This is a genomic window from Nitrospira sp., from assembly GCA_030692565.1.
In the GTDB taxonomy this organism is placed as follows: Bacteria; Nitrospirota; Nitrospiria; order Nitrospirales; family Nitrospiraceae; genus Nitrospira_D.
The window spans coordinates 39,614-56,596 of the sequence record JAUYAO010000015.1 but is presented as its reverse complement, the minus strand read 5'-3'; the positions used below and the strand labels follow the sequence as shown (position 1 = coordinate 56,596).

Annotated in this window: 14 protein-coding genes; 4 read left to right on the top strand and 10 right to left on the bottom strand. The window is 59.3% G+C overall.

The window, feature by feature from the left end:
* Both Q8N04_03950 and Q8N04_03945 read left to right on the top strand, forming a co-directional pair.
* Nucleotides 1-1,603: IPT/TIG domain-containing protein (locus Q8N04_03950; GenBank protein ID MDP3089803.1), on the top strand; the 1,603-nt coding region annotated here is incomplete at its 5' end.
* A 66-nt stretch (nt 1,604-1,669) separates the two neighbouring features.
* Nucleotides 1,670-2,602 (top strand): YCF48-related protein, encoded by a 933-nt coding sequence (locus tag Q8N04_03945; GenBank protein MDP3089802.1) that lies wholly within the window; start codon nt 1,670-1,672, stop codon nt 2,600-2,602.
* 9 nt (nt 2,603-2,611) lie between these two features.
* Here the strand turns inward: Q8N04_03945 and Q8N04_03940 are convergent, their stop codons facing one another.
* The 9 genes from Q8N04_03940 to Q8N04_03900 form a co-directional block, all read right to left on the bottom strand.
* Nucleotides 2,612-3,352, bottom strand: a complete 741-nt coding sequence (locus Q8N04_03940; GenBank protein MDP3089801.1) for a 16S rRNA (uracil(1498)-N(3))-methyltransferase — start codon at nt 3,350-3,352, stop codon at nt 2,612-2,614.
* Nucleotides 3,353-3,391: 39 nt separating this feature from the next.
* Nucleotides 3,392-4,504, bottom strand: coding sequence for a molecular chaperone DnaJ (gene dnaJ, locus Q8N04_03935; GenBank protein ID MDP3089800.1), 1,113 nt, complete (start codon nt 4,502-4,504; stop codon nt 3,392-3,394).
* Nucleotides 4,505-4,586: 82 nt separating this feature from the next.
* A complete protein-coding gene (gene dnaK, locus Q8N04_03930; protein ID MDP3089799.1) occupies nt 4,587-6,503 on the bottom strand; it encodes a molecular chaperone DnaK in 1,917 nt (638 codons plus the stop codon).
* A gap of 66 nt (nt 6,504-6,569) precedes the next feature.
* Nucleotides 6,570-7,124, bottom strand: coding sequence for a nucleotide exchange factor GrpE (grpE, locus tag Q8N04_03925; GenBank protein MDP3089798.1), 555 nt, complete (start codon nt 7,122-7,124; stop codon nt 6,570-6,572).
* 98 nt (nt 7,125-7,222) lie between these two features.
* Nucleotides 7,223-8,011 (bottom strand): type III pantothenate kinase, encoded by a 789-nt coding sequence (locus Q8N04_03920; protein ID MDP3089797.1) that lies wholly within the window; start codon nt 8,009-8,011, stop codon nt 7,223-7,225.
* Nucleotides 8,012-8,045: 34 nt separating this feature from the next.
* Nucleotides 8,046-8,885: a biotin--[acetyl-CoA-carboxylase] ligase gene (locus Q8N04_03915; protein ID MDP3089796.1), complete on the bottom strand. Its 840-nt coding sequence runs from the start codon at nt 8,883-8,885 to the stop codon at nt 8,046-8,048.
* Nucleotides 8,886-8,888: 3 nt separating this feature from the next.
* Nucleotides 8,889-9,770, bottom strand: a complete 882-nt coding sequence (gene nadC, locus Q8N04_03910) for a carboxylating nicotinate-nucleotide diphosphorylase (GenBank protein MDP3089795.1) — start codon at nt 9,768-9,770, stop codon at nt 8,889-8,891.
* A 3-nt stretch (nt 9,771-9,773) separates the two neighbouring features.
* A complete protein-coding gene (locus Q8N04_03905; GenBank protein ID MDP3089794.1) occupies nt 9,774-12,539 on the bottom strand; it encodes a valine--tRNA ligase in 2,766 nt (921 codons plus the stop codon).
* Between the two features lie 289 nt (nt 12,540-12,828).
* Complete coding sequence (locus Q8N04_03900; GenBank protein ID MDP3089793.1) at nt 12,829-13,956, bottom strand: response regulator; 1,128 nt, start codon at nt 13,954-13,956, stop codon at nt 12,829-12,831.
* Nucleotides 13,957-14,115: 159 nt separating this feature from the next.
* Here Q8N04_03900 and Q8N04_03895 point away from each other — a divergent pair, with 159 nt between their 5' ends.
* Nucleotides 14,116-14,832, top strand: a complete 717-nt coding sequence (locus tag Q8N04_03895) for an HAD-IA family hydrolase (GenBank protein MDP3089792.1) — start codon at nt 14,116-14,118, stop codon at nt 14,830-14,832.
* On the opposite strand, the gene Q8N04_03890 is transcribed toward Q8N04_03895, so the two are convergent.
* Nucleotides 14,815-15,549 carry an NAD-dependent deacylase gene (locus tag Q8N04_03890; protein ID MDP3089791.1) on the bottom strand — a complete coding sequence of 245 codons (735 nt, stop codon included), beginning with the start codon at nt 15,547-15,549 and terminating at the stop codon, nt 14,815-14,817. The two genes, Q8N04_03895 and Q8N04_03890, sit on opposite strands and share 18 nt — an antisense overlap.
* A gap of 65 nt (nt 15,550-15,614) precedes the next feature.
* Here Q8N04_03890 and Q8N04_03885 point away from each other — a divergent pair, with 65 nt between their 5' ends.
* On the top strand, nt 15,615-16,967 hold the full coding sequence (locus tag Q8N04_03885) for a 2-dehydropantoate 2-reductase (protein MDP3089790.1): 1,353 nt from the start codon (nt 15,615-15,617) through the stop codon (nt 16,965-16,967).
* The last annotated feature ends 16 nt before the right edge of the window (nt 16,968-16,983 follow it).

Genomic DNA, 16,983 nt, shown 5'->3' with positions numbered 1-16,983 from the left:
TGCGACCCCCGGATCGACGGTGGTCGTGAGCGGCAAAGGGTTGGGCGCGTTCAAATCCGTCCAGTTCAATAAAGTGACCTTTGCCGGGATGCCGGCGCTGATTCAGCGCTGGGAATCCGACCTGGTCGAGGTGAAGGTGCCGTTCAAGGCCACGACCGGTCCGGTCGAGATGCTGATCGGGAAGAAGAAACTCTCCGCCGGGACGTTCACGGTGGTGACGCCGCGTATTCAGTCCATCACCCCGACCGAGGCCGAACGGGGCACGCTGGTCACGATCACCGGCGAGCATTTCGGCGCCACGGCCGGCGCGCGCGATCCGAATACGATGTTCGGCGTGAACGATGTGGTGATCGGCGGCGTCGTGGTGCGGCCGCGCCGGTGGAAAGACGACCAGATCGAGGTCGAGATTCCCACGAATGCCGCGCCCGGGGACGTCGTCGTGCGGTTGGCCTCCTCCGATCCCTTGCCCGACGGCTCCTGTTGCGCGCCGGTCGACTATGTGACGAGCAATGCCGTGTCGCTCGCGCTGGTGCCCAGTGTCCGGGTCGATCCGATGAGCGGGCCGGTCGGCACCAAGGTGGTGTTGTTCGGCCAGGGATTCGGCACCAAAGGGGCCGAGGATGCCGTGGTGATCGGCAGCAGTCTCGCGACGATCGCCCAGTGGAAAGACGATGTGATCGTGGCGCATGTGCCGCTCGGAGCCGACACCGGGCCGCTGGTGCTGAAACGGCAGGGAAAAGAACGGGCGCTGGGGACGTTTACCGTCCATGTGCCCAAGGCCCTGCCCGTGACGCCGGCCAGTGCCCCGATCGGCACGCTGCTCCGGATCAATGGCGAGCATTTCGGGTTCTACTCCGAAAGCGGGTCCACGCCCTACAGTTTCATGGACTTCAACAAGGGCGAGAATCGTGTCGAGATCGGCGGCGTGCCGGCAGTGATCTACCGGTGGCACGACGACCGGATCGATGTCTGGGTGCCGTTCAGTGTGAAGAGCGGTCCGGTCAAAATCTACCGCAGTGCAACGAAGCCGAAGGCCGATGGGTCTTGCTGTCAGGAGCGCGGCGAACTCGTCACCGAAGCCGGCCCCTTTACGCTGGTCACCCCGGTGGTGGACTCCTATACGCCGAAGTCCGCCGGGTTGGACGATCTGGTGACGATCAAGGGCAAGGGGTTCGGCACGTTCCTGAAGACGGCGGAGCATACCGGGCTGGAATTGAGTCAGAAGGCCTATAAGCGGCGGCTGGATGTGGAGATCAATGAGCCGGATTCCGGGAACACGGTCATCTCCAACGTCTCGCGGACGGAGGTGCTCTTCAATGGCGCGGCGGCCCTCGTCCAATCCTGGACCGATACCGAGATTGTCGTGAAAGTCCCCCATCGCAATTTGTACGGGATCGGGAAGCGCGGGGCGTTCTTCGACGATCTCTCCACCGGCCCGCTGGTGGTCCGGCGGGGCTCGTGGGATGTGTTGCCGGACGGCACGTGCTGCTCGCAGAAGCAATGGCTGACCATTGAGGCCGGGTCGTTTACGATCGAGGCGAAGGGACTGCCCGACAAAGGCTATTGGGAGAATAACCGCCCCGATGCCAGCACGAACCAATAAATGGAGAACAGGGGAATGGTTGTGGGAAGTTACCGAGGTGTGATGAGGACCGTCCTCTGTGTCTGCATGTCGGTTGTTCTGTTCATGCCGGGATTAGCCCTGAGTGCGGAGCCTTCCGTGCTTGCGACTCTTCAGAAGACCAACACGCCAATGACGCTGATGGCTGTGCAGTTCAAGGATGCCAAGCTCGGCTGGGCGGTCGGTTCCGGCGGCGCGCTGTTCAGCACGACTGACGGCGGGAAGAAATGGAAGAAGCAGGTAAGCGGGACGTCGGCGTTGCTGACGAGTCTCTACTTTATCGATGGGAAAACCGGATGGGTCACGGGATCGGCTGGAACGCTCAGGCAGTCGGTTAACGGAGGAGAGACCTGGACTGGGCGTCCGCTGGAAACACAGCAACCGCTGTACGGGGTTCATTTTCCTTCGGCGACCCACGGATGGGTGGTTGGCGGCGGGGGCACGATTCTCCATACGACCGACGGCGGCGCCCACTGGGTTGAACAGGCGAGCGGGACGAGTGCGGCGCTGTACGCCGTGCAGTTTCTCGATGCCCAACGAGGGACGGCGGTGGGTGCGCTCGGTACCGTCTTAGCGACCCGCGACGGTGGCCGTACCTGGGTGCCGCAGGTCTCGCAGGGGGCGGTGACACTCTTCGATGTCTTCTTTACTGACGAATCGACCGGGTGGGCGGTCGGCAATGCCGGCGCGCTTTTTCAAACGAACGACGGCGGCGCCAAGTGGGTGGATCGCACGTTGCCTTGCGGGAAGACCTGCACCAAGGTGATCGATCTGTTGAAGGTCCGCTTCACCAGTCCTCAAGATGGATGGATTGTCGGCGAGCGGGGCATGATGTATCGCACAACGGACGCGGGCTATTCGTGGAGTGACGGCACGCCCATTGCGCCGGTCTCGTTGTTTGGTCTGACCTTTTCCGATGCTTCCCACGGTTGGGCGAGCGGGGAGAACGGGACGGTGGTGCATCTGCAGGCTGGTAAGTAGAAACGTTTCCTAGCCCAGGGCTCCCAGGCGGCTCTGTAGAATCCCTACGGTAACAATGGCAGCGGTCTCGGCCCGCAGAATGTGTGGTCCGAGCGTCATCAGTGTGGAGCCGGCCTGTTCAGCCTGCGCCACCTCTTCTTTCGACCATCCGCCTTCAGGTCCGATCAGTACCAAGACAGACTCGTTGTTGCCCTCAGGAAGCTCGATCCTGTCTAAGCTTTTCCCTTCCCGCCGTTCGGTCAGGATGAGCGAGAGTGCCGGAGCAGAGTGGCTGGCCAGGCATGCAGCCAGAGTCTGGGGTTGGGCGATGACAGGCAGGTGCCACTGTTCAGATTGTTGGGCGGCTTCCAGCGCGATGCGTTGCCAGCGGGCGAGCTGCGCGTCGAGGCGCTCCGGCCTGAGTTGCACGATGGTGTGCCGGCTCTGGAGCGGAATGATTTCACTCACACCCAGCTCCGTGGCTTTCTGAATCACCCAATCCATCTTTTCACCCTTGAGCAGCGCTTGGGCAAGGCGCAGGCGGGGAGCGGTACGTACCGGTTCCTGGCTGGTGCTGAGAATGTGTCCGGTCAACTCTTGCTTGGTGACGCGCGTGAGTTCCATCAGGTAGCGAGTGCCCTGTCCGTCGCAGACCCAGATCTGTTCGCCGAGCTCCAGCCGAAGGCTGTCCCGCAAATGCGTCTGGAGCGACGGGGGCACGGTAATAGTGGGCGTCGTGATGGCGTCGGGGGGAAGGAAAAACACAGGCATGGAGGGCTCAGTCGGTCGAACGAACCGAGTGCGTCGGCGCTATTCGAAGAAGGTCTTCATCTTATCGAAGAAGCCGTCGCCGTCGGCTTCCATGACCATGCCGCTCTCTTTGGCAAACTCGGTCAGCAGTTCTTTCTGTCGAGCCGTGAGCTTCGTGGGAATTTGGACTTTGATGGCGTAGAGCTGGTCCCCGGTTTGCCCACCCTTGAGGCTCGGGATCCCGAGTCCTTTGAGGCGCATCACTTTGTCGTATTGTGTGCCGGCTGGAATCTTGATGACGGTATTGCCCTTCAGTGTCGGGACTTCGATCTTTCCACCGAGCGTGGCCGTGATGAAGTTGATCGGTACATCACAGAGAATATCGACGCCTTTGCGCTGGAAGACCGGATGGGGCTTGACGGTGACGGCGACATAGAGATCGCCAGGGGGGCCGCTGTTTGCGCCATGCTCGCCCTCATTGGTGAGGCGTAAACGCATGCCGGTTTCAATCCCGGCGGGAATGTGAACGGCGATCGTGCGTTCCCGATAGACTCGCTGGCGGCCTTGGCAGGTCCCGCAAGGCTCTGTGATAATTTGTCCGGCTCCCTCGCACTGGCCGCAGGGGCGGCTGACGCTGAAGAATCCCTGCTGGAAGCGGAGCTGGCCGGCCCCTTTGCAGCTGGGGCAGGTCTTAATGGAGGCCGCCGATTTTGCGCCGGTCCCTTTGCAATCGCCGCAGGTTTCCCAACGCGGAATCTTGAGCTTGGCTTCTTTCCCGTAGACGGCTTCCTCGAAGGTGAGCTCGAGGTTGTATTGCAGGTCGTTCCCGCGCTCAGCGCGACCGCCGCCGCGTTGGCCGCCGAAGAAGTCTTCGAAAATGTCGTTGAAGACGTCGCCGAATCCGCCGCCTGCGTTGAACCCGTCGAAGCCCTGTCCCTGCTGGCCGCCGGCATGTCCGAACATGTCGTAGCGTTTGCGCTTTTCCTGGTCGCTCAGCGTTTCGTAGGCTTCGTTGATTTCTTTAAATTTGGCTTCGGCGTCTTTCTTCTGGGCGTCGCCCGGGTGCAGGTCGGGGTGGTGCTGACGGGCCATCTTGCGATAGGCCTTCTTCAGCTCTTCGTCGGAAGAGGTCTTCTCAACACCGAGAATGTCGTAATAGTCGCGTTTTGACACAGGAGTTCGTACCGGGTGAAAAGCAGAGAAAGACCGAGTTCCCTCCGTGAGGAAACTCGGTCACTTCTGACGTTATTGTAAACTACTTCTTCTCTTTGTCTACTTCTTCGAATTCCGCATCCACGACTTTTTCATCGGTCTTGGTCTCAGCCGAGGCTGACGCATCGGCTCCCGATCCCGGTGCGGCGGTCGCTGCGGCTTTCTTATACATCTCTTCCGCCAGCTTATGCGAGGCGGTCATGAGGGTCTGGGTGGCTGATTCGATGGCGTCCGGTTCGGTCCCTTCGAGAGCCGTCTTCAACGCCGCCACGGCATCCTGAATCTTGGTCTTTTCTTCCGCATCGACCTTGTCGCCGTACTCTGTCAGATTTTTCTCGGTCTGATAGATCAGGTTATCGGCCTGGTTCTTGGCTTCGGCCAGCTTGCGCCGCTTCTTGTCGTCTTCGGTATGGGAGGCTGCGTCCTTGACGAGCTTTTCGACTTCTTCCTTGCTGAGACCGCTGGAAGCCGTGATCTTGATCGACTGCTCTTTCTGCGTCGCCAGATCCTTCGCCGAGACGTGCACGATGCCGTTCGCATCGATATCGAAGGTCACCTCGACTTGCGGCATTCCGCGTGGTGCGGGCGGAATACCGACCAGATCGAACTGGCCGAGCAGTTTGTTATCGTTCGCCATTTCCCGTTCGCCTTGGAAGACGCGAATGGTGACGGCGGTCTGGTTGTCGGCCGCGGTCGAGAAGACCTGGCTCTTCTTGGTCGGGACGGTGGTGTTGCGTTCAATGAGCTTCGTGAAGACGCCGCCCAATGTTTCAATGCCTAGGGAGAGTGGGGTGACGTCCAGCAACAGCACGTCCTTCACTTCACCCTTGAGCACGCCGCCCTGCACGCCGGCGCCGATGGCGACGACTTCGTCAGGGTTGACGCCGCGATGGGGCTCTTTTCCGAAGAACTCCTTCACGACTTGAATGACCTTCGGCATGCGGGTCATTCCGCCGACCAGCACGACTTCCTGAATATCCTTGGCGGAGACGCCGGCATCGGACAAAGCCTTGCGGCAGGGTTCGATGGTGCGCTGGATCAGGTCGTCGACCAGTTGCTCCAGTTTCGCCCGGGTCAACTTGATGACCATGTGCTTGGGGCCGCTGGCATCGGCCGTGATGAACGGCAGATTGATTTCCGTCTCCGGCGAAGACGACAGCTCGATCTTGGCGCGCTCGGCGGCTTCCTTCAGCCGCTGCAAGGCCATCCGGTCTTTCTTGAGGTCGATGCCCTGATCTTTCTTGAATTCGTCGACGAGCCAATCCATGACGCGCTGATCGAAGTCGTCGCCGCCGAGATAGGTATCGCCGTTGGTGGACTTGACTTCGAAGACGCCTTCGCCGATTTCGAGGACGGAGACGTCGAAGGTTCCGCCGCCGAGATCGTAGACGGCGATCCGCTCGTCTTTCTTTTTGTCGAGACCATAGGCCAGCGATGCGGCCGTCGGTTCGTTGATGATACGCAAGACGTTCAGCCCCGCGATCTGACCCGCATCCTTCGTCGCCTGGCGCTGGCTGTCGTCGAAATAGGCCGGGACGGTCACGACCGCTTCCGTGACCTTTTCTCCAAGATAGTCTTCCGCCGTCTGCCGCATCTTCTGCAAAATCATCGCGGAGACTTCCGGCGGGCTGTAGGATTTGCCGCGGATGACGACATGCGCGTCGCCGTTATCGGCTTCCACGACTTTGTAGGGGAGCCGCTTCATCGCTTCCTGAACTTCGCGGCTCTTGAACTTGCGGCCCATGAGGCGCTTGACGGAGAAAATCGTATTTTCCGGGTTGGTGATAGCCTGGCGCTTGGCGATCTGGCCGACGAGCCGCTCCGCCTTCTCGGTGATGCCGACGATGGACGGGGTGGTACGTGCGCCTTCTGCATTGGCGATGACGACGGGGTCGCCGCCGCTCATAATCGCGACGCATGAGTTGGTGGTGCCGAGGTCGATGCCGATAACTTTGCCCATGAGTAAACTCCTTCCTTCCCGATATCTGCGTCTAAATAAACCCGATGGTTTGTTCGTTCCCGGAGGCTAACTATCGGCCTCTGCCGGACCAGATGACACACTGACCATCGCTGCGCGGAGAATTCTGTCGTGCAGACGATAGCCTTTTTGAAATTCGTCGAGAACGTGATCGCTGGGAACCTGGTCCGATGGCACTTGAGAGACGGCCTGATGGGATCCCGGGTCAAACGGCTTCCCCACGCTCTCAACGGCTTGTACGCCGAATTTGCCAAGGGCGCCGGTCAACTGTTTCAAGGTGAGATCCACACCCTGGACTAAGGCCGCACTGCTTCCCTTGTCATGGGCCGCCTTAATGGCTCGTTCCATGTTGTCGACGACCGGGAGGAGTTCTTTCAAGAGCTGTTCGTTTCCGAACTTGATCTGCTCACGCTGGTCTCGTTGGGCCAGGCGCTTATAGTTCTCGAACTCGGCCGCGAGGCGCAGGTACTTTTCGTTCAGCGCTTTACACTCGTCTTCTTTGGCGGCAAGGACGACCTGCATCCCGCCGTCCTGACCTGGGTCGGTGGTGCTTCCGTTCTCTAAGTTGTCAATTGTATTGGTGTTGTCTTGATCGTCGCTCATTATTCTTCCTCTACAGGGGTGCAGATATCCATAAGGAAGTGGAAGTCAACGGGGGAGGAAAGAAATTTCTGAGAAAAATGATGGGGATAACGTGACGGCTAGGCCCACGTTGAGGATGAGGTTCCGCGAGCCCGGCGGTAGAGGAGTTCCAGGCCTTCAAGGGTCAGTAACGGCTCGATGCGTTTAATGGAGGTCGTCTCCGGAGCGATGACCGAGGCCAGACCTCCCGTTGCGATGACCAGGCATGTCCGCCCGAGTTCCTGTTCCATGCGCCGGACGAGCGCATCGACGAGTCCGGCATATCCGAAGAGCAGACCGGCCTGAATGCTGCTGGCGGTATCGGTGCCGATGACGGTTTTGGGACGGGCGAGTTCGACCTTGCTGAGTTTGGCGGCCCGGGCAAAGAGCGCTTCAGCCGAGATGCCGATGCCCGGGGCGATGACCCCGCCGAGATATTCCCCGGTTTGAGTGACGGCGCAGAAGGTCGTGGCCGTGCCGAAATCTACGATGATGAGGTCGGTCTTGTACTTATGATAGGCCGCGGCGGCATTCACGATGCGGTCGCTGCCGATTTCTTTGGGATTGGCATACTTGAGCGTGAGGCCGACATCCATTTCCGACGACACCACCAGAGGCGTGCGGTGAAAGTAGGTTTCGACCATGGCGTCAAAGGTGCCGGTGAGGGCCGGCACGACACTGGAGATGATGGCGTCTGTGACCTGTTGAGGAGTGCGTCCGCTTCGGGCCAGGAGGTTCAGGCAGAGCACCCCATACTCATCGGCCGTGGTCTTCGGATCCGTCGCCAACCGCCAATGGGCCACCAGCGTCGAGCCTTCAAAGATGCCCCACACGACGTTGGTATTGCCGATATCGATGACGAGTAACATGCTGCCTATTGTACTTCGTGTCTTGGCGGTTTCGCTAGCTTCGGACGTGAATCACATCGCCCGCCCGGACCTCGACGAGAGCCTTGTCCATACCAGCAGCGGTTGCGGAGGGTTTAACTTGCAATGTCCCGTCGGCGGTGATGGCGACGGCGGTTCCGAGGAGTTCTTCATTGGCCCCAAGGACCACGCGAACCTGTCGACCGAGGGTCGTGCAACGACGTATGTAGGCCTGCAGTAACCGGGATGGGCCATGGTCACGCAACTCATCGAGGCTCTGTTCCAAGTCCAGGAGGAGCTGCGCAAGCAGCCTGTTCCGGTCAATGAGCCGGTGTGAGGATTCGAACAGTGATGTCGCGATCGGCCGCAATTCGTTGGGAAACATTTCGCCCGGGACATTCACGTTCAGTCCGATTCCGATGACCACGATGGGGTTGTCTGGGACAGCCAGCGAGCTTTCACAGAGAATACCGCCGACTTTCCGTTCGTCCAAGAGGAGGTCGTTTGGCCATTTCAGCGCGAGTGATGTGGCGGCGACGGTTTGCACGGCCTCGGCCACCGCCAGTGCCGTCGTCAAGGGAACCCATGAGAGCCAGTCCGCCAGGGAAAGTCCTCGGCCCAGACCGCGGACGATGATCGAACAGGAGAGGTTCAATCCCGTCGGGGAGAACCATGTTCGCGCATGACGGCCCCGTCCGGCCGATTGAGCCTCTGCAATCACGACGGTGCCGTCCTTTGCGCCATCCTGTGCGAGCGACATGGCCTCTGAATTTGTCGAGGCTAGGGATTGGTGAATGTGCAGCTGCTGGCCCAATCGTTTGGTCGCAAGAGTGCTGCGAATGTCGTCGAGTGTGAGAGGAGAAGAGGAGGCGGACACGGCTTAGTTACGTCGCCGCCGTGGACGGCGGACCGGCGTCAGTTCCAGACTCATGTTGGCGGCAGGGGCCGAATGTGTGAGGGCGCCGATCGAAATGCGATCCGCGCCGGCCTGCGCCATGGCCCGCACGTTCTTGAGCGTAATGCCGCCGGAGACTTCCACGATGGCCCGCCGCCGGATCAGGGCAACAGCTTGTTTGACCATCGCCGGGGTCATATTGTCGAGGAGAATGATGTCGGCTTTTCCGGCGACGGCTTGGCGAACCTCCGCCAACGATTCCACCTCCACGATCAGCGGGACCGTGCGGGAGGTGTCACGATGGGCGAGTCGGCAGGCTGTACGGACGCCTTGTGTGCCTTTCTGGAGCAATGCGAGATGGTTGTCTTTAATCAGCAGGCCATCGCCGAGCGAGAAACGATGGTTGGTGCCGCCCCCTAGTGCGACCGCCCATTTCTGTAATGATCTCCAGCCTGGCAGAGTTTTCCGGGTGTCGAGAATTCGAGCGGGGGTGTGGCGGACTGCTTGGCAGAACGTGTTTGTGAGCGTCGCGATTCCGGACAGATGTTGGAGAAAGTTCAACGCGACCCGTTCCGCCTGGAGAATCGAACGGCCGTCCCCTTCAATGTCGAGGAGCGCCGCGCCGGTGGGGATGCGGTCGCCGTCATGGGAATGCGTCGTGAGCCGGAGCGAGGGGTCGACCATCAGGAAGGTCTGTACGGCCGCCGCGAGTCCGGCCACCACCATCGGTTGTTGGGCGATGATCGAGGCCTGAGCCGGGACCGGTTTGGAGAACAGGGCCGTGGTGGTGAGGTCGCCCTCTCCGAGGTCTTCTTCGAGTCCGGCACGCACGGTCCGGCGGATATCGGCGGCGGGAAGTTGGATCATCGATCAAGCTCCCAGCATGGCACGGAGTTGTTGTTCGCTGCTCATCAGCATGGCGCGATCACGGGTGAGACTGCGCACCCGCTCTTGATGCTCCGTAATGACCGCGGGCGGGGCATTGGCCACGAAGTCCGCGCTCTTCAGCTTGCCCTCGATTCGCTGCCCTTCTTTCTCGACTTCGGCGATCTGCTTGAGGAGTCGATCGAGCGCTTTCTTGAGATCGACGTCGCCCTCGACGGTAATCCCTACGGTCAGCCCTTCGGTCACGAGCCGAAGAATCTGGGTCGTCGGCCATTCGGTGTTGGCTGTCAGTGTCAACGATCCTTTCCCGAGATGGGCGAGGTCGGTCTTCAGTGTCTGCAGTGTGGAGACGGTCTTCCGGTCATCATGCGTCACGAAGAAATTGATTGGCTTGCCGGGTGGATAGTTGAGCAAGACGCGTGCGGTCCGCAGCAAGCCGATGCTGCGTTCGAGGAGGTGGAAGGCCTCATTGGCTGCGTCATCATGCCACTCATCCCGCGGCGTCGGGTAGGCCTGCAGCACAATTGTCTCGCCCTGGTGTGGCAATGTTTGCCAGATCTCCTCCGAGAGGAACGGCATAAAGGGATGCAAGAGTCGCAGCCAGACTTCCAGCGTTTCCGACAACGTGTGACGGGTGGAAGGGCCTTCAGGGTGCATGGGGTCCTGGAGGACCGGCTTGATCAGCTCGAGATACCAGTCACAGTATTCGTGCCAGAAGAATTGATAGAGCGCACTGGCGGCTCGATCGAATCGATAGGCCTCCAGTTCCTGGTCAACGACACGGATGGTGTCGTTCAAACGGGTGAGAATCCATCGGTCGGGGAAGGAGCGGTCTTTCGGCGGTCGGGCCTCCTTCGCTCCGTCGAGATACATGTGGGCAAAACGGGCGGCATTCCAAATCTTGTTGGCAAAGTTGCGATAGCCTTCGATGCGTTCTTCCGCCAGTTTAATGTCGCGACCGGGAGAGGCCATGGAGGCGAGGGTGAAGCGCAAGGCGTCGGTCCCGAATTGTTCCATGACGTGCAATGGATCGATCACATTGCCTTTGGACTTGCTCATCTTCTGTCCTTCGGCGTCGCGGACGAGGGCATGGATGTAGACGTCGCGGAACGGGACATCGCCCATGAACTTCAAGCCCAGCATGATCATGCGCGCAACCCAAAAGAACAGAATATCCAGACCGGTCACCAGGGTGGCCGTCGGATAGTAGGCCTTGAGATCCGGAGTCTGTTCCGGCCATCCAAGCGTGGAGAACGGCCAGAGGCCGGAGGAGAACCAGGTGTCAAGAACATCGGGGTCGCGTAGAAAATCCTGTCCTGTGCATGTGGGGCAGGTGCTTGGGGCAGATTTCCCGACGATCGGTATCGCGCCCTGCAGAATAGTTATCCTGGTGACAGGGGTTCCGGAAGGCGAGGTATGAGTCGTCGTGACGATGTGCTTGGAGTTACAGGCCAGGCAGTACCAGGCGGGGATCTGATGGCCCCACCAGATTTGCCGGGAGATACACCAATCTTTAATGTCACGCATCCAACCGAGATAGTTGTTGGTCCAGCCTTCGGGGATGATACGGATGCGTCCGTCTTCCACGGCTTTGATGGCCGGCTCTGCGAGCGGCTTAATGTCGACGAACCACTGGGGCGACAGGTAGGGCTCGACGACGGTTTTGCAGCGATAGCATTTCCCCACGGCCATCTTGTGGTCGTCGACTTTGGCAAGGATGCCGCGCTCGCGGAGGACCGCTTCCACTTTCGGCCGGGCTTTGATCACGGGAAGCCCCTGCAGCATTTCAATCACGGCAGGTTCGGCTCCGGCTTTCCGCATGCCGGCGGGATCGAGCAGCGCTTGATGATCCAGAATAGCGAGCCGTGGCAGCTGATGGCGCTCTCCGGCTTCGTAGTCGTTAAAGTCATGCGCCGGGGTGATCTTGACCGCGCCGGTTCCAAACTCGCGGTCGACGAGGATTGCATCGCCGACGATCGGGATGGCGCGCGTGGTGAGCGGCAGCCGGACCTGTTTGCCGATTAGATGATTGTAGCGCGGATCTTCCGGATGGACGGCCACGGCCGTATCGCCGAGTAACGTTTCCGGTCGCGTGGTGGCAACCGTCAGACGGATGTCGGGATTTTCAGCCAACGTATATTCGATGGAGTAGAGCTTGCCCTTGATATCCTCGTGTTCTACTTCAATGTCGGAGAGTGCCGTCAGGCAGCGGGGGCACCAGTTGATCAACCGCTCGCCCCGATAAATGAGCTTGTCTTCGTAGAGCCGGACGAAGACCTCCAGAACCGCCTTCGATAACCCTTCGTCCATCGTGAAGCGTTCGCGACTCCAGTCGCAGGAGGCGCCGAGGCGTTTCAGCTGTTGGATGATGGTGCCGCCGGAGGTCGCCTTCCATTGCCAGACCCGTTCGAGAAAAGCGTCGCGCCCCAGGGTCTCCCGTGAGGAGCCTTCTTGCATGAGCTGTTTCTCGACGACATTTTGTGTCGCAATGCCGGCATGGTCGGTGCCCGGCATCCAGAGCACGTTCCGGCCCTGCATGCGGCGCCAGCGAATCAGGATATCTTGTATGGAATTATTCAGCGCGTGGCCGACGTGCAGTGAACCGGTCACGTTCGGCGGAGGAATGACAATGCAATAGGGTGCCCCGGGGTTTTGCGGCGAGGCCTGGAAGTAGCCGCGACGGATCCATTCCTGGTACCAGCGGTCTTCGACGGCTTTGGGTTCATAGGTCTTATCGAGTTGTGAGGCCATGGCCCGTCCTTCGTGAAAAAATGAGCGCGCATCTTAGCATGTCTGCCGATGGCGGGGAACGGGCGGCCGCTTAGCTTGTGGCTGCGCCTGGCTTGTGTTATACAATCGCCCGCAGCCAACGATTCATTTTCAGCCTTAGAGGGAGTCATCATGCCGCGAGGACGCGAGAAAGATCGGAAGACCCGCAAGAAGCACCGCAAGAATGTCACGCGTGTGAAAGCGCTCGTGAAAGCACGCCAAAAGGGGAAGCGGACCGGAAAGAAGAGCTAAGGCGGGGTAGGCCTGGGGCCTACTCCGCTGCCGTAAGGCGGGTGAGTTCGGCCTTAATGTGTTGTTCTGCGAGTTCAGGAACGATTCGTTGCACTGCCTGTTCGACGGTCTGCTCCGCGGTCGCTCGGACAATATCGTCGGCGATGAGCGGGGCATGTTTGAGAGTCGCCTGCCTGATTTCTTCTTTGACCAGCAGATCGATTGATCCCAGGTGTTCCCGTACTACCTCAGGGAGTTGTTTGCGCACGCCGGCTTCGGCCAGTTCGCGCACTGATTGGTCCAGCACGTCTTTGATCACGGGAGTGGCGATATCGGACACGGCCTGACGGATCAGGACTTCGCTGGCGGCCATTTCCTGCTTGATGAACGAAGGAAGCTCCTGCATCAACAGGGGGTGGACGATCGTGGTCAGCTGCTCCTGTGAGAGAATTTCTCCCAGTTGTCCGTCCAGTTCCTTTTTCACGGCCGAGTGAATACGGGCCGTGAGTTCTTTTTCAATCGCTTGCGGGAGCAAATCGGCGATCCGCTTTTCCGTCCGTTCGGTCATGGACTCCAACAGCTGTCCGAAAAGACCTTTCATGGCCTCTTCAGGGCCGGCGGCGGCTGGCGCGGCTTTCGTGGCGGTCGTAGATTCCGGCGGCTGGTCCATGGTGAGATCCTCCTGCTCATCGGTGACGTCCAATTGGTCCATCACCGCGTTGTCATCGTCTGTATCGGTTGATGTGGAGTCCGGCGGCCAGACGCGACGCTTGAGGCGATTGCCATTCTGCTGCGGTTGCGCTTTCTGCTGCAGGGTCTTGATGACGTCGAGAAGATCTTCTGATTGAAACGGCTTATTCAAGAAGGCTTTCACGCCGAGTGTGCGGAGGAGACTTTCATCCGGGCGATCGGCTGGATTGACCAGCGAGATCAGGTAGGTCTCGCTCAAGTTGTCGAGTTTGTTCACTTCTTTGCAGAAACCGGAGAAGGTGATGTTGTCGAGGTGGTAGTCGGCAATTATCAACGCGGGACTGATGCGCCGGGCCGCTTCGAGGGCTGCGGGACCATCTTGAAATCCGACGACGTCAAATCCTTCAGGGGTCGAGATTTGCTCAACCATACGCCTGACGGCCGGACTGCTATCGACGATGAAAATAGAAGATGACACCTAACTCTCCAATTGTATTGAAGTATTACGAAGCTAGCAGGGGGGGTATTCTTTGTCAAGAAAACGGGGGATCCTGTCTCGTTTTGACTCTACGTTATCAGCGCCTTACAATCCGGCACGTTTTCTGACCCATGGTGGGACTGAGAGAGGACGGTAGTGATGGCCTCGTACCAAGTCATTTTTTTCGACGCAGCCCAGACCTTATTTCACATCAACGGATCGGTCGCCGAGATCTATTTGGAGTACGCCGTACGTCACGGGTTTCGGCAGACACCGACATCGCTCGTGTCTATCACCCAAGCCTTTAGCCGGGCGTTCAAGGACGCGTCGCCTCCTGTGTTTGCGCTGACGGAGCCAGCAGCCCTCAAGCAAAGCGAGCGGCTCTGGTGGTTTGATATCGTCCATAATGTGTTCTATCGGGTGGGGATGTTTGAGGGATTCGACGAATTCTTCGAAGAAGTCTTTCAGGTCTTCGAGGATCCGAGAACGTGGAAGCTCTACCCTGAGACGGAAGCGGTGTTGCGTCAGCTCAAGGCACAGGGATTGGAGCTGGGGATTATCTCAAACTTCGATTCGCGACTCTTTCCCGTGTTGCGGGGGCTGGGCATCGAGCAGTATTTCGACACCATCACGATTTCCAGTTTGTCCCACGCGGCGAAGCCCGCTCCAAAAATATTCCGCCTGGCGCTGGAGAAGCACGCTGTCGATCCTGAAGATGCAGTCCATGTCGGGGACAGTCTGAAGGAAGACGTGGAAGGCGCGACGAAAGCCGGGCTCACGAGCGTACTCATCGACCGGTCAGAGGCCGAAATCGCACCGGGGATTCATCGCATTCGGTCTCTTGAGCAACTTCAACCGCTACTTGCCCGCCTGTAGTAAAAGCGGGACGAGCTCCTTCGCGCGGCCGCGCAAGGAAATATCTACAAGGTCTGATTGGGGAGTCTGGTCGAGATTCACTTCAATGACCGTGGCTCCGGCGTCCTTTGCAATCGAGGCAAACCCGGCTGCCGGATAGACCACGCCGGAAGTGCCGATTACGAGCAGCACCTCACAGGCCTGTAGGTGTTGTGCGCAGCGGGCAAGATCGTCCTCATGTAAGGATTCACCAAACCAGACGATGTGAGGACGCAAGAGCCCTCCGCACGGTCCACAATGGGGCAGGAGCGGTAGCGGTACCTGGTGATTCTCTGTCACCGCACCACATCCCGTGCAACGGACCATCCAGATGTTGCCGTGAATTTCCGAGAGCTGGGTAGATCCGGCCAGCCTGTGGAGGCCATCTACATTTTGAGTGATGAGCCAGAAATCGAGGTGGCGCGATTCCAATGATGCGATGGCGACGTGAGCGTCGTTGGGTCGTTTCGTGGCAATCAATTCCCGTCGCCAGTTGTACCATTCCCATACCAGCCTGGGGTCTCGCTCAAACGCGTCCGGTGTCGCTAGTTCTTCCGCTCGAAAATTGCGCCATAGTCCGTCGATCCCGCGAAATGTCGGCACGCCACTGTCGGCGGAGACACCTGCCCCGGTCAAGATCGTGATGGTTTGTGCGGATGCGAGGCGGGATTGCGCCTCATGCAGCGGGGTGGAACTCATGCGGACTATTTTATCCTAGTTCGGTCGCCTGCTATAGTACGCTCTCCGTAAATAAGGGAGTGAACATGAAGAACATTCTAGTGGTCGGTGCCGGGTCAGTGGGCGGATTTTTCGGCGCGCATCTCGCCAAGAATAATCCTCACGTGTCGTTTCTCCTCAGGCCGAAGACCTTGGCAGCGGTGAAGCAGAGCGGGTTGACGATCCGCAGTGCGAGCGGGACGTTCACGGTCCATCCGCAGGCCGCGGCGGATCCCAGGGGATTGCCCCAGCCTGACTTGGTTATTCTCGGTGTGAAGGCGTTCGACCTTGATGAGGTCATGGCGCAGATCGAACCGGTGCTGACGGAGAAGACCGTCATCCTGACCTTGCAGAACGGCATCGATACCGAAGACCGGATCATCGCACGCACCTCGCGTGACTGCGTCGTCGGCGGCGTGGCCTTCATCTATTCGAAAATTGCCGCGCCCGGGGTGATCGATCACTATAAAAAGGGCGCGGTGGCGATCGGCGAATTGATGGGGCATGAGAGCGAGCGCGTGCTCAAGATCAAGGAGCTTTTCACGGCTGCCGGTATTCCCTGTCATCTCTCGAAAGATATCCGCCGGAGCAAGTGGGAGAAGATGTGCTGGAACTGCGTCTTCAATCCGATCACGGTGCTGATCGACGACAAGGTGGCCAAGGCTTTGGATCATCCGGAAATGCTGCGGGTGATCCATCAGATCGTCGATGAAGTCGCCGCGGTCTCAGCGGCGGTCAAGGTGCCGTTGCCGGCGGATATGGCGGAGCGGGTCGTCAAAGCTACGCAGGAGATCCGGGATATTCACACGTCGATGTACGACGATTGGAAAGCGGGACGGCAGACCGAGATCGCCTATTTGAACGGGTACATTGTGCAGAAAGGGCGAGAGTTGGGCATTCCGACTCCCGTGAACGAGGCGATGACGGCGATGATCAAGACGATTACTGAGCAGGGCCAGAAGGGTTCTGGAGTCGTGCGAATCGACGGGGCGGTGGTGCAGCCAGTCTCACTTGATTATGCGGCCCTCCGGCAACTTCCGGTGGAGCATCATGTGGCAGACGTCAGCACCGTCATGCCGGGTATGACAGGGAAGGCGATCAAGGTGAAGGGCCTGCTCGATGTGCCGGCACTGGCGATTGATGCCGATCATGTGACGTTTCATTCAATTGACGGAAAGTATGCGGCTACGCTCACGCTCCAACAGGCCAAAGATTTTGGCGTCCTGCTTTACGAGCTCAACGGCGAGCCATTGCCCGATGGAAAGGGCGGGCCCTATCGTCTGATTACACCGGGGCTCGGCGATCTCTGCGCCAATGTGAAAGGCGTGGGTCGGATCGAAGTGCGAGTGGGCAGCGGAAAGGATACGAGACCTCCGGCTGAAGAGCGAACGAAATGCTAGAGCGGGGAATCTGAGA